This is a genomic window from Bacillus ectoiniformans, from assembly GCF_016908875.1.
GTDB lineage: Bacteria > Bacillota > Bacilli > Bacillales > Domibacillaceae > Bacillus_BX > Bacillus_BX ectoiniformans.
Map to the genome: position 1 here is coordinate 109,237 of NZ_JAFBES010000008.1, position 12,577 is coordinate 121,813.

Here is a 12,577-nt window from a genome sequence, read left to right on the forward strand (position 1 = left end):
CATTCTGCTTAAATCGTTATATAGTAAAAATTCATTTTATTTCTTTTTTATCTATGCTAATTTAAATATAACAAAATTAGTTATTTTTACCTAATTATAAACTGCATGAGGTATTTATGGGAGAATTTAATCTATTATTTCTAGCACATTTGATTGGCGATTTTTTATTTCAAACAAGCTGGATGTCTAAGTATAAATCCACGCGCTGGGTGCCACTGCTTGTCCATTGCTTCGTTTACACCTTTACAGTCAGCATTTTCGCCTGGCTTACATTCGGAGGACTATCGTTCCCAGCCATTGGTTTTATCTTTATTACCCACGTGATCTTAGACCGGCGCCGGTTTGTCCAATGGTGGGTCAGCACCATTATGCAGGCGAAGGGACCTGAGTCCGCTTGGCTTGGGATTGTTGTGGATCAGACCTTCCACTTACTAGTGCTCGCTGCTGCTCTTAGCCTTTAAAAGAGGACGCCAGAAGTTTTTGTTTTCTGGCGTTTATTCATCTTTATTATTCTTTCCATTTGAATTATGTTTGGTAAAGAAGAAGGCGACGCTGCCTGAAAACCCGCCAATTAATGCCCCCACGATAATATTGACAATGTCGCTGTTTTCTTTGAATAAAAATACACAAGCTGTTAAAACCGCTAATAGAGAAAAAGAAAACAGGTGTTCAAACTTAATTCGCTTCATATCAAGCCCCCCATTACTGTTCACTTTCACTTCATTGATTCCTTCCTTCTAGTGTATTCACTTGATTGGGACGTGCCTTTGATGACAGCCCATTCATGACAAATTCTAGTTCCACACGAAAAAGACAGCCTAATTAAATTAGACTGCCAAGCTATATTCCTGTTTCTCGGTTGATAAGTAGAACGCCATTTCTAACATAGAAAAAAACGCCCGACTAGTAATAGTAAGACGTTTTAACAGTTATTTACTCCGCGACCTCCGCGTCTGTTAAATCAATATGTCCTTCTCCCCATGCACACATCGCATCTAAAATCGGACGCAGCGACCAGCCGTACTCGGTCAATGAGTAAACCACTTTCGGAGGCACCTGATCAAAAACTATTCGATTGACGACTCCATCTGCTTCAAGTTCGCGCAGCTGCTGGGTAAGCATTTTCTGCGTAATGCCAGGCATTAACCGCTTTAATTCACTTGTCCGCTTCTCGCCTTTAATTAAGTGGCACATAATCACCACTTTCCACTTGCCGCCAATGACATCCAATGTCGCTTCTACAGGAATATTATAAGCCATCTTCTTCCTCCTCTATTTCATAGGTACTTTTAAGTTCCTACATCACTTTAAAGTGCGTACTTCTCATAAGTTCTTCTTCCTCCCATAATAGCATGTGTTAGATCTTTTCAAAAGATATTTTTAGACCATAGGCACTTTTAAGTTCCTACATTACTTTAAAGTGCGTACTTCTCTTTATGAATTGTATCTAGCATAATGACAACAGCAAGAAAAAAGGCATGGGCCCGCCTTTACATTTACTAGGAGGTAATTAACTTATGACTCAGCAAGCATCAGTCAAAAATGGAACAATTGCCTTATGGGCATTAGCCATTAGCGCATTTGGAATTGGTACGACAGAATTTATTCCCGTCGGACTTCTCGCTTCTATCGCAGAAGATTTTAATATTGGTGTCACACTCGCAGGATTATTGATTTCAGGATATGCCATTGGCGTCGCAGTTGGAGCACCTATTCTCACCGCTTTAACGAATCGCGTCAGCAGAAAAACACTTTTAATGGCCTTGATGGTTATTTTTATCGGCGGTAATTCATTAGCGGCTTTATCACCGACATTTGAGATATTAGTAGCCGCTCGTTTCATTACCGCTTTTGCTCATGGATTATTCTTTTCAATCGGTTCAACGATTGCGGTTCAATTAGTTCCGCCACATAAAAAAGCAAGTGCGATTGCCTTAATGTTTACTGGCTTAACAGTTGCTATTGTAACCGGTGTTCCACTTGGTACATTTATCGGCCAGGCATTTGGATGGAGAGCAACGTTTTGGGGAGTTGCTTTACTTGGGGTGATTGCGATTATCGCCAGTGCTCTGTTAATTCCGAGCAACTTAAAGCAGTCTCCTCCGGCTAAGTTCTCTGACATGTTTAAACTCGTCACCAACAGCCGCTTGCTGCTTGGTTTTGCCATCACGATCTTAGGTTATGGCGGAACGTTTGTGGCATTCACTTATTTAACTCCGCTTCTGCAGGACGTTACAGGCATTCAGCCAAAAACAATTAGCATCGTGCTGATCGTCTATGGATTGGCGGTTGCTATCGGAAATTCACTCGGCGGCAAATTCGCCAATCAGCATCCGGCAAAAGCCTTGTTCTGGATGTTTATTGTTCAAGCATCGATCTTAATTGTCATGAGTTTCATGATTCCATTTAAAGTCGCTGGACTAATTGCCGTTGTACTAATGGGACTGCTTGCCTTTATGAATGTAGCTGGTCTGCAGTTATATATTGTGCAGCTCGCTGAAAAATATGTTCCAACAGCAGTCGATGTCGCATCCGCTTTAAACATCGCCGCCTTTAATATCGGAATTGCCATTGGGGCAACTGTCGGCGGATTGGTCGTCGATTCAATCGGACTTGTTCACACGCCATGGGTAGGCGGCGTTATGGTTATTATCGCTGTATTCTTAACCGGAGTTTCTTTAAGACTTGAGAAAAAATAATGAAGAGGCTGGCCGAGGCCAGCCCTTTTTAAATGGAGGAATAGACATGTTTGACACTCACAAAAGTTTTCAAAATATGTACCATGAAAACGAGTTAACTCTCGGATTGCATATCCCTTTAGAAAATTATCAAATGTCTGCACCAACAATGGAAGGACAAATTGAACTGGCGAAGAAAGCTGAACACTATGGGTTTACCGCTCTTTGGCTTCGTGATGTACTGCTGAAAGATCCCAACTTTCTAGATCCTGCTGTTGGCCAAATTTATGACATATTAATTTACGCGACTCATTTGTTAAGCCAAACCAAAGAAATCGCCATCGGCACCTCTGCACTTGTTTTGCCCTTGCGCCACCCTTTGCGTTTAGCAAAAGAAGTCGCAACCATCGAGGCTTTATTTCCTGAACGCCTCATTATGGGTGTCTCATCCGGTGACCGCCGAGCTGATTTTCATGGTCTTGGCGTCGAGCATGCGACTCGCGGCCGTCAATTCAAAGAAGCATTAGATGTCTTCGAACGTGCACTTTATGAGAAGTATCCAGTGATTGATTCCTGCTATGGACGCATTGATCAAGCGACCGTTGTGCCTTATACGAATCAGCGTATCCCTACAATGATTACAGGGTTTTCCCAGCAGGATATGAGCTGGATTGGCGAACATGGTGATGGCTGGATGTATTATCCGCAAGGACCTGTGCAGCAGCAACAAGCGATCGCTCATTGGCGGGAAGCTTCAGAACCATTTCTTCATTCAACTTTCCGTCCCTTCTCAATGCCAATGCACCTCGACTTAGCAGAAGACCCCAATGAAGAAGCAACCGGCATACGCTTAGGCTTTCGCGTCGGACGAAATAAATTAATTGAACTGCTCGAAGCCTACCGGTCAATTGGTGTCAACCATCTATTCTTCGCCCTATTTGACGGTCAACGTCCAGCCGAAGACGTCATGGATGAATTAGGAGAATACGTGGTACCCCATTTTTCTCCTTTAAGTAAGAGATAATAATAGTTGAAACAATTAATAAAACTGTCCCGCAGTGAAGAAACGCGCCTTAACATTTCTTCCGGGACAGTTTTTATTTTGCTTTTTTGCTTAAGTTCTCCCTCGAATTTCGGTTGTTTTTGTCGCGACCGTTTCAATATCAAGGTAGAAATAAAGTGCGAAAAACCACGCATTGGTTATTCCCACTATAAACTTAATCCATCACACGCTGTGTCTGCTTCAATGGAAATTGAAGAATGACAGTTGTTCCTTCCCCCACTTGACTAAAGTACTTAATCGTACCATGATGCTCTTTAATAATCCGTGTACTAACCATCAAGCCAAGGCCAGTACCTTTTTCTTTGTTGGTGAAAAAAGGCTCCCCTAACTTTTCGATACGTTCTGGCGAAATACCACATCCAACGTCAATCACTTCTACAACTGCATCGTTGTTTAGAGATTTGGCTCGAATGATGATTGATGCCCCTTTCGGTGATGCTTCGATCCCATTTTTGATCACATTAATAAAGACTTGTTTCATTTGATTCAGACTGGCTTCTATAAACAATTTCTCTTCTATCTCTTCTAACTGAATAGAGATTCCATGCATAACGGCATACGTTGTCAGAAGTTCTGTCACATCTACAAGCAGTTCATTTAACGAAACAGTCGCCACTTTCGATGTTTCTGGCTTAGCTACCATCATTAACTCTCCTGCTACATAGTCAATACGGTCTAACTCGCTAAGCATCACATTTAAATACGCTGGCTGGATGGGTCGTTCTTGGTTAATCAGTTGAATGAAGCCCTTTAACGAAGTAAGCGGATTCCGAATTTCATGTGCTACTCCTGCTGCTAGTTGCCCTACAATATTTAGCTTCTCTGTTCTTCTAAGATATTCCTCATTCTCTTTAATCGCAGTCACATCGTTCACTACACAAAGTAATTCTACTTGATTTTTAGAAGAATAGATGAGCTTCTTAATCACTTGAACAGCCGACTCTTCCCCATATTTGTTTACTATAGTCGTTTCATATGACGGTTTCTCTTTCAGTTGTTGAATGAGGGATAGATCCTCTGCCATCCATTCGCCAGCTGCTGATCGGTTTAAAAAAGCGCGTTCATTCTTTCCAATAGCCTCTTCTTGATCGATCCCATAAAATTGAGCAAAGGCCTCATTCACCATTGCGAAATTTCCACGGCTATCTCTTATATAAATTAAATTCGGATTTATATCTATGACTTTCTTTAAGAAGGCTCTCTGTAAATGTAACCGTTCGCTAGAATCTTTGATGATGTTCTGGTGCATATTCACATACCCTAAAACGATGGCAATCACTAAAATAAATAAGGTGAAAATGGATTGAACCAAAGAGCTATTAGGAGATAAATTCACCACACCAAATAAATAAGCAGGGAGTAAGGCCCATAAAAACGTAGCAAGAAACCTTTTCATATTTTGATCTTTTATCTTTTTCACGAGATATAACGCCATCAAGTTAATGACTAGCATAGATAAGATATGAACTTTGAACGTCCATCCCCATTCACCTGATAGAGGATAATAAAAAGACTCGTTTAAGGTATCGTTGTAATGTAAGGTAAGACCTGATATTCCGAGATTGGTCCAGCCAACTACATAAACAAATACCGTCCAAGCTAGAAATAGTCCTACCGATTTCTTGTTGAATATATTTCGAAAAAACTTCATCTGCCTAGCAGATAATTTCATGCCCTCAAAGTAAAGCATCGTATACACTAAATAGAACAAGACAAATACAAAACTTACTGAACCAATTCGAAAAAAACGAAACAAGAGTTCAATAGTGTGCTCGGTTAATATATTGACACCAAATAGAATAGCGATACTTAACTGCCAAGCAGTAATTGACATAAAAAATAAAAATACTGTCGTGATCGGTTTTCCATTTTTCAAATGACTGATGAGAAACAAAGACATTAAAGGAAAACCAGAGAATAATATAAGTAGTAGAAAAGCCATTACAGCTCGTACTCCCTAGTTAATAGAAGCCCAGTGTTGCTTCCTCCAAACCCATGGGAAGTAATAGCAACTGATTGCACCAGTTTTTTCCAGTTCTCTAAAACAACGGGTACATGCTCAAATCCATTCATGTCTGTACCGACTGTCGCAGGAATAAATTCTTCCTGCATACTAATGATAGCGGCAATCGCTTGAATCACTCCAGACGCAGCAAATGTATGACCAATTAATCCCTTGATCGTCGTAATAGGTGTATCTGCCGAAAAGCAATGTTTGTGAGCAATAGCTTCAATAATATCATTTTCCATTAGACCAAGTGCTTGACTGCTTATATAATCTGGTTTATATTCACGACAGATGTTTTCAAGCACTATGCTCATCTTTTCTCCTGTCTTATCTGATTCAAGTATAGATAAGTTATCATGGTTAGAGTAGGATTCCTGTATTCTTCCTAAAGGTGCTGCCCCTCTATGACGGGCATCACTTTCACGTTCTAATACTAAAGCTCCAGCTCCCTCTGATATGACAAACCCTTTGTCACTTCTAGAGAAAGGCATGCCCGCTAATTTTATGTCCTGCTCTGTAGATAACGCCTTCATTTTTGAGAAAGCATAGACAAGCGTCCGATTAATCGGCGCCTCTGCTCCACCCACAACGCATACATCAGTAAGATTTTGTTCTAACAATTGTTTCCCTAAAGCAATAGCATCTGTACTAGCTGTGCATGTATTTCCCAATACAAGTTGTAAGTGATTAGCTTGCAGGTATGTACCTACCGCTAAAGAAACAGATCCGATATTCCCATCACTCACACCTGAAATTGGGTAATTTCTAAAATCATGAGAAGCTGCAAGAGTAGAAAGTTGCTCTAGCTCTGTTAAGCCAGCAACAGATGTACCAAAAATGACAGACAACCTTCGCTGATCATCTTTCTTTAATCCAGCTATTTTCACAGCCTCGGATGCCGCAGCAACAGCCAGTTTACTTACTCTTGAATGGCGTTTAAACTGTTGGCCTTCTAATATTGGTCCATCTATCACACCCATTACTAAATGAGGATTTTTTTTCGTACCGATATTTTTTACTAATTGTAGGGGTCGTTCCTTTTGCCACAATAAGTCTTTAAAAGCAGAAATATGACGGGCTCCTGGCACCTGCACGCCCATTCCTGTTACAACTATATTCTCCACCACTTTTGCCCTCCAGGTTGATGCCATTCATATTTTATATTGCGAGAGTTATTCTTCAATAATTCTTGTGACACACCTACTATATTACCTCTTTATTAGAAAAAAATGATATATTCGACAAAATAAGACATTTTTTGATAGTAGTACATTCATTTTTCTCTGTGCTTCCCATCTTAATGTCTAGGTCCCTATAGCATAACAGCCACACCTAGTAAACAAATAGCTGCACCGGCCCAATCGTATAGATCCGGCGTTTTTTTATCTATTCCCCAGCCCCATAAAACTGATAGCACAATAAAAACCCCTCCATAAGCCGCATACACACGGCCGAAAGAAGAAAAAGATTGAAACGTTGCAATGACACCATATAAAGCCAAAGCCACCCCTCCTGCCAAGCCCCAGGAAACTGGCTTACCTTCTCTAAGCCACATCCAGATCAAATAGCCTCCGCCAATTTCAGCTAATCCAGCCAAAACAAATAAGCCAATCGTATAAATCATTCCATTCTCCCTTCCAATTTCTCTTTATTTCCATTGGGCCTATCCTTTAAGCCTCTTTCAAAAAACCAATTAAATACTGGCATTCCACTTCATTTAACTCCTGTAAGGCCTTCATAAACTGCTTTACAAGATCCACCATATCCGGGCTGATTTCTTCACTTGCGGAATCAATAATCATGCCTATGACCGCTCCTACTACTGTCGACAGCTGAATGATCGGCACGTCAGATACATGGATTAAATTCACCGTTAACTCTTTAATCGTTTTTCCTTGCCTATTCAAGTAAACAAGCAGAACCCCGATAAAATAGGCGCATAATTCAACTTTATAATGAACGTTCGTCATCATGCTCAACAATGGCTCGATTGGCTGTTCGTCTTTGCTTGTCCTGCTCACAAAAGCCAAAACCTCATTCTTGATCTGGCTCCACTCTTCTTCAGCAGGTGCGCTTTTTCCCTGCTGAGCAAATAGGTTCTTTGATTGGTCAGTGGGAATATAAACGACGATCGACCTTCCTGTTTCATTCGGATTCACCGCATAGGTACGTTTCAAGAAATCATGTTTTTCTAATTCCTTCAACACATCATAGGCCGTCCACTTACTCACTCCGATCATTTCAGCAATGTCTGAATAATGAACAGGTTCATTCGTTTTCGAATACATATGAACAATTTCTTCTAAAAACTGTTTACGGCGGTTCGTTAGCTTCATTTCCATGCCTCCACATTTTTATATCCAATAAGTCAAACCATTCTCTATGTCGTAGGAATGTTAAACTGTACATCTGCATATTTATCATTCAAGTGGTTCTTCTGCAATCTATCCCCTATTATACTTGACATGCCTTAAATGAATTAGTTATAAATAAAATAACGAACACTTTTCTTTATTTTGCTAATTTTCTAACTATTAATCTTTTTCCATCGCAGCAGCTAAAGCACACTACTTATAGTTTTTGGGTCTTTTGGGTAAATAAATGACCCTATATAAAAAGGAGGGATTCAAATGTATCCAGTCTATTGCCGAATGTATCAAGGAGCATTTAGAACAGCTTCCCACTTTATGCCGTGGCGAAAACCACATGTTTTAGAAGGAGTGGATAGCTTGAAGCAGCTGCCTGCTCTCTTAAAAGAAATTGGTTTGCTGCACGTGTTGATTGTCACCGATAAAGGAATTACTTCACTTGGATTAATGGATAAATTGCTTAGAGGGCTTGAAGCAGAAGAGATACACTATACGATCTATGATCAAACCGTACCAAACCCGACCATTGAGCATATCGAGGAAGCACTGAAGCTGTACCATGCTAGCAAAAGCAAAGGCTTCATTGCTTTTGGGGGCGGCTCTTCGATTGATTGTGCCAAAGCGGTCGGCGCCCGGGTAGCCAGACCAGAAAAAAGCATCCCAAAAATGAAAGGCCAGCTAAAGATACGAAAGCCGATCCCTCCATTAGTAGCCATCCCTACTACATCAGGCACTGGGAGTGAAGCAACGCTTGCGGCTGTCGTCTCTAATCCACACACACAGGAAAAATATGCGCTGAACGATCATGTACTCATTCCTCACTATGCCGTTCTTGATCCATCGCTTACCGTTAAGCTTCCTCCTCACCTTACGTCTACGACAGGCATGGATGCCCTCACTCATGCGGTTGAAGCATACATTGGCAGAAGCAATAATAATGAAACGCGGCAATACAGCAGAGAAGCGGTACAACTAATCTTCAGCAATCTGTATGAGGCCTTTTCAAATGGCGAGAATCTGACCGCCCGTACCCATATGCAAAAAGCTTCTTATCTGGCGGGACTTGCCTTTACTAGAGCTTATGTGGGCTACGTCCATGCCATTTCCCATACACTTACGGGATATTACTCCACCCCTCATGGATTAGCCAATGCGATTGTATTGCCCTATGTACTGAAATATTACGGAGAATCTGTGCACAAGCCATTAGCGGAACTTGCCGATCTAATTGGTTTAAGCCAGCCGCAAGATTCCAATGCCCAAAAGGCCAATGCATTTATTGAAGCTGTTGAAAAGCTCAATGCAGATATGAATATTCCTCAAAAGGTAAATGGCTTGATTCAAGCTGATTTTCCTTTAATGGTAGAGCGCGCTTATAAAGAAGCAAACCCTTTATATCCAGTCCCTAAAGTTCTGTCTCGGAAGGATCTATTAACACTTTTTCACCAAATCAAAGCGTAGCTTCGGCATCCTTTACTGCTTACACATGACAAACTAGATAAGAGCCTTGACGATAGGCACCCCACTTTTTAATGTCCTATGGTCAAGGCTTTGACCTTATTTAGCTGTCTATCAGTCCCTAATCAATAATCATCATCCCCGCCGCCAAAGAAATCGTCAAATATTGACTCATCTTCTCCGCCGGACGCTTCTTCTTCATATCCACCTTCAGCCGATTCTTCTTCCTCATAACCCAACTCTTCAGCCAAATCCTCCAGCAGTTCATCAGCACCTAAGCCATCCAGCATATCACTTAACAGTACACCGCCTAGAATTCCCACGGCCATTCCTCCAACCATTCCGCCCATACCGCTGCTTTTGCGATGATAGTGCGAATAAGTAGACGGCTTAGTATACGCATGCGGATTTTCAACCGTTTCTGTCAGGTACTCTTTCAAAAGCTGGGCCAATTGTGTTTCATCGTCCAATACGGATTGCTCAAGGAAGAACTCGCGTTTGCTCTCGACTTCTTTAAATCCGCTTCGGCAGTCAACTTCTAGCCAGACTTGAACGCCTGTTTCTTCTAAAGCAAAACGCAATTCTATTTCATTCACTTCACCTGCAAAAGTCTGAGTCGGAATAAAGGCAAACTCTTGTCCATATTGATCTACTTTTCCTGAATCAGATTTCTCCTTGAATCCTAACTGGCCAAGCGCACGAAAAATCGACTGCACGGGTTGAGATACCTCAACCGTTAATAGATCTACATCTGAGCGATCGATGCCTCCTTCAATATCTAACTGGGTATCAAAATAGTAAGAAATTGTGCCTCTAGAAACAGGCAGACTTTCTGGAATTCGATACGTAAAAGGAACGGTCTTTTGCTCCTTTGGCAAAATAGACTGAGCCCCGCTCAGCGGAATTGTCGCTACTTCACGTTTGACCGTCCCTTGCTTCGTCGCTGCCGTCAGCATGAAACAAACGGCTAAACTATTTATCTTTTGCTCGACTTCCCCGCCTTGAATAAGCACTTCACCATTCACTGCTTCACCTGCAAAATAGGGACGATTCTCGAAGCGCAAGTCGACAGTGGCCGCCCCTTTCCCAAACTTGGCTAAAAATTTCTTAAGCATCTTATTTCCCCTTTTATTGTGTTTTTTGCGTTAAGGTTTATCATTTATCATTCTCATGGCTGTAATTAATGTCCTGCTTGTTCTTCCACTTTCAATATATATAGAAAGCTTTCGTTTCAGAACAAGCTGTTTAAAATCTAGGTTCAATAGCCTGTTTCAAGTTTTATGAATCATTTGACTTTTTTATTTCCCAATAAATCATTGATTCTTGCTCTTTTACTTTCTTGAAGTTTAACTTTTCTAACACTCGTAAAGACCCATAATTATCAAATGCCGTTTCAGCAATTACTTTATCGACGTTTGAAGTTTGAAAAGCCCATTGAACTAGCCCTTCTACCGCTTCTGTGGCATATCCTTTATTCCAATGTTCTTCAAGAAAACCATAGCCTGTTTCAACTATTCGCTCTTCATCTGGCCTCCCTTTAAAGCCTATGTCTCCAATGACGGCTTGATCTTCTTTACGAACAACCAGCCAAACACCCCAAAGCAGTAATGACGGATCATCTTGTAACTGCTGTAAATGATTCCTGATATGCGGCCCCATTTCGTAATTCTGCTGAATAGCCATTTTTATCGTTTCTTCCGAACACGGTATTACAATTAATCTGTCCGTTTCTACTTTCATGACCCCGCCCCTTTTCATCCAATGGAAGATCTTGTTTATGTATTACCATTATACTGAAATTCGAATGATTCATGATGACAATGTCACGATCCATTTATAATAAAAAGCACGAGCCAGCGCTTCCACGCTTCTGCTCGTGCTTTTATACTGTATAAGTTAACGAATCCGCTCTTCCGTATCTTTATCAAAGAAATGGACTTTATTCATGTTTATGCCAAGCTCAATGGTTTGTCCTGCAAGAGTCTCTGTACGTGCAGCCACACTTGCGATAAAGTTCTGCCCTTCAAGCTGAGAATAAATAATATTCTCTGCTCCTGTCAGCTCCGCCACCTCAACTTTGCATTCAATGGCGGACTCTTTAAAGGTGTCTAGAAACACTTGCTCATTATGGAAGTCCTCTGGTCTAATCCCTAGAATCACTTCCTTGCCTTCATAGTCTCTTTCACGAAGGAGTTTCATTTTCCCTTCAGGAATCGCAATGTGTTTATTGCCTATGGCAAATACACCGTTTTGAACAGTACCGTTAAAGAAGTTCATAGATGGCGATCCAATAAAGCTGCCGACAAACACATTATCTGGGTTGTCGTATACTTCTTTCGGCGAACCGACTTGCTGAATGATTCCATCCTTCATAACCACTAATCTTGTCGCCATTGTCATCGCTTCTGTCTGATCGTGTGTCACATAAATCGTCGTTGTATCTAACCGGCGATGAAGCTTTACAATTTCCGCACGCATTTGCACTCGAAGCTTCGCATCCAGATTGGATAACGGTTCGTCCATTAAGAAGACCTTCGCGTCACGCACAATCGCCCGTCCTAAAGCTACACGCTGACGCTGTCCGCCAGAAAGAGCTTTGGGCTTACGATCTAAATATTGTTCCAGCCCTAAGATCTTCGCTGCATCTTGTACTTTTCGGTCAATCTCATCCTTTGGTATCTTACGCAGCTTTAATCCAAAGGCAATATTATCATAGACAGTCATATGCGGGTAAAGCGCATAGTTTTGGAACACCATGGCAATGTCCCGGTCTTTCGGGGCTACATCATTTACCCGCTTTTCATCAATAAAGAAATCGCCTTTCGAAATTTCCTCTAAACCTGCTATCATTCGAAGAGTTGTTGACTTTCCACAGCCGGAAGGCCCGACAAATACGATGAATTCTTTATCCTCAATATGAAGATTAAAGTCTTTTACCGCTGTAACATTATTATCATATATTTTATAAATGTTGTTTAATTTCAATTCCGCCATTTCACTT

General features: G+C 41.2%; 13 protein-coding genes. 4 read left to right on the forward strand and 9 right to left on the reverse strand.

Annotation, left to right across the window (positions count from 1 at the left end; translation table 11 throughout):
- Positions 1 to 116 precede the first annotated feature (116 nt).
- The gene (locus JOC78_RS11970) at positions 117 to 461 is read left to right on the forward strand and encodes a DUF3307 domain-containing protein (RefSeq protein WP_204556190.1); all 345 of its coding nucleotides are present in this window, start codon (positions 117 to 119) and stop codon (positions 459 to 461) included.
- A 33-nt stretch (positions 462 to 494) separates the two neighbouring features.
- Here JOC78_RS11970 and JOC78_RS11975 read toward each other — a convergent pair whose 3' ends face one another.
- Both JOC78_RS11975 and JOC78_RS11980 read right to left on the reverse strand, forming a co-directional pair.
- Positions 495 to 689, reverse strand: coding sequence for a hypothetical protein (locus tag JOC78_RS11975; RefSeq protein ID WP_204556192.1), 195 nt, complete (start codon positions 687 to 689; stop codon positions 495 to 497).
- A 244-nt stretch (positions 690 to 933) separates the two neighbouring features.
- A complete protein-coding gene (locus JOC78_RS11980) occupies positions 934 to 1,260 on the reverse strand; it encodes a winged helix-turn-helix transcriptional regulator (RefSeq protein WP_204556194.1) in 327 nt (108 codons plus the stop codon).
- 257 nt (positions 1,261 to 1,517) lie between these two features.
- On the opposite strand from JOC78_RS11980, the gene JOC78_RS11985 reads away from it, so the two are divergent.
- Positions 1,518 to 2,699 carry an MFS transporter gene (locus JOC78_RS11985; protein WP_204556195.1) on the forward strand — a complete coding sequence of 394 codons (1,182 nt, stop codon included), beginning with the start codon at positions 1,518 to 1,520 and terminating at the stop codon, positions 2,697 to 2,699.
- A 40-nt stretch (positions 2,700 to 2,739) separates the two neighbouring features.
- Positions 2,740 to 3,702 carry an LLM class oxidoreductase gene (locus JOC78_RS11990; RefSeq protein WP_420829937.1) on the forward strand — a complete coding sequence of 321 codons (963 nt, stop codon included), beginning with the start codon at positions 2,740 to 2,742 and terminating at the stop codon, positions 3,700 to 3,702.
- Between the two features lie 193 nt (positions 3,703 to 3,895).
- On the opposite strand, the gene JOC78_RS11995 is transcribed toward JOC78_RS11990, so the two are convergent.
- The 4 genes from JOC78_RS11995 to JOC78_RS12010 all read right to left on the reverse strand — a co-directional run bounded on the left by JOC78_RS11995 (position 3,896) and on the right by JOC78_RS12010 (position 8,085).
- Positions 3,896 to 5,683 carry an ATP-binding protein gene (locus JOC78_RS11995; protein ID WP_204556197.1) on the reverse strand — a complete coding sequence of 596 codons (1,788 nt, stop codon included), beginning with the start codon at positions 5,681 to 5,683 and terminating at the stop codon, positions 3,896 to 3,898.
- The gene (locus tag JOC78_RS12000) at positions 5,683 to 6,873 is read right to left on the reverse strand and encodes a beta-ketoacyl synthase N-terminal-like domain-containing protein (protein WP_204556198.1); all 1,191 of its coding nucleotides are present in this window, start codon (positions 6,871 to 6,873) and stop codon (positions 5,683 to 5,685) included. Before JOC78_RS12000 ends, JOC78_RS11995 begins: the two co-directional genes overlap by 1 nt.
- 188 nt (positions 6,874 to 7,061) lie before the next feature.
- Positions 7,062 to 7,373, reverse strand: a complete 312-nt coding sequence (locus JOC78_RS12005) for a YnfA family protein (RefSeq protein WP_204556199.1) — start codon at positions 7,371 to 7,373, stop codon at positions 7,062 to 7,064.
- 46 nt (positions 7,374 to 7,419) lie between these two features.
- The gene (locus JOC78_RS12010; protein WP_204556201.1) at positions 7,420 to 8,085 is read right to left on the reverse strand and encodes a helix-turn-helix domain-containing protein; all 666 of its coding nucleotides are present in this window, start codon (positions 8,083 to 8,085) and stop codon (positions 7,420 to 7,422) included.
- Positions 8,086 to 8,379: 294 nt separating this feature from the next.
- On the opposite strand from JOC78_RS12010, the gene JOC78_RS12015 reads away from it, so the two are divergent.
- Positions 8,380 to 9,579 (forward strand): iron-containing alcohol dehydrogenase, encoded by a 1,200-nt coding sequence (locus JOC78_RS12015; protein WP_204556203.1) that lies wholly within the window; start codon positions 8,380 to 8,382, stop codon positions 9,577 to 9,579.
- Between the two features lie 122 nt (positions 9,580 to 9,701).
- Here JOC78_RS12015 and JOC78_RS12020 read toward each other — a convergent pair whose 3' ends face one another.
- The 3 genes from JOC78_RS12020 to JOC78_RS12030 form a co-directional block, all read right to left on the reverse strand.
- Complete coding sequence (locus JOC78_RS12020) at positions 9,702 to 10,691, reverse strand: sporulation protein (RefSeq protein ID WP_204556205.1); 990 nt, start codon at positions 10,689 to 10,691, stop codon at positions 9,702 to 9,704.
- A gap of 163 nt (positions 10,692 to 10,854) precedes the next feature.
- Positions 10,855 to 11,316: a GNAT family N-acetyltransferase gene (locus JOC78_RS12025; RefSeq protein ID WP_239587137.1), complete on the reverse strand. Its 462-nt coding sequence runs from the start codon at positions 11,314 to 11,316 to the stop codon at positions 10,855 to 10,857.
- A 156-nt stretch (positions 11,317 to 11,472) separates the two neighbouring features.
- A complete protein-coding gene (locus JOC78_RS12030; protein WP_204556207.1) occupies positions 11,473 to 12,570 on the reverse strand; it encodes an ABC transporter ATP-binding protein in 1,098 nt (365 codons plus the stop codon).
- Positions 12,571 to 12,577: the final 7 nt, after the last annotated feature.

What these genes read in the sequence shown, in the direction of transcription:
- JOC78_RS12030 (WP_204556207.1), bottom strand. Translation starts at nt 12,570, where the DNA reads ATGGCGGAATTGAAATTAAACAACATTTATAAAATATATGATAATAAT.
- JOC78_RS12015 (WP_204556203.1), top strand. Translation starts at nt 8,380, where the DNA reads ATGTATCCAGTCTATTGCCGAATGTATCAAGGAGCATTTAGAACAGCT.
- JOC78_RS11985 (WP_204556195.1), top strand. Translation starts at nt 1,518, where the DNA reads ATGACTCAGCAAGCATCAGTCAAAAATGGAACAATTGCCTTATGGGCA.
- JOC78_RS12005 (WP_204556199.1), bottom strand. Translation starts at nt 7,373, where the DNA reads ATGATTTATACGATTGGCTTATTTGTTTTGGCTGGATTAGCTGAAATT.
- JOC78_RS11995 (WP_204556197.1), bottom strand. Translation starts at nt 5,683, where the DNA reads ATGGCTTTTCTACTACTTATATTATTCTCTGGTTTTCCTTTAATGTCT.
- JOC78_RS11980 (WP_204556194.1), bottom strand. Translation starts at nt 1,260, where the DNA reads ATGGCTTATAATATTCCTGTAGAAGCGACATTGGATGTCATTGGCGGC.
- JOC78_RS11975 (WP_204556192.1), bottom strand. Translation starts at nt 689, where the DNA reads ATGAAGCGAATTAAGTTTGAACACCTGTTTTCTTTTTCTCTATTAGCG.
- JOC78_RS12020 (WP_204556205.1), bottom strand. Translation starts at nt 10,691, where the DNA reads ATGCTTAAGAAATTTTTAGCCAAGTTTGGGAAAGGGGCGGCCACTGTC.
- JOC78_RS12010 (WP_204556201.1), bottom strand. Translation starts at nt 8,085, where the DNA reads ATGAAGCTAACGAACCGCCGTAAACAGTTTTTAGAAGAAATTGTTCAT.
- JOC78_RS12025 (WP_239587137.1), bottom strand. Translation starts at nt 11,316, where the DNA reads ATGAAAGTAGAAACGGACAGATTAATTGTAATACCGTGTTCGGAAGAA.
- JOC78_RS11970 (WP_204556190.1), top strand. Translation starts at nt 117, where the DNA reads ATGGGAGAATTTAATCTATTATTTCTAGCACATTTGATTGGCGATTTT.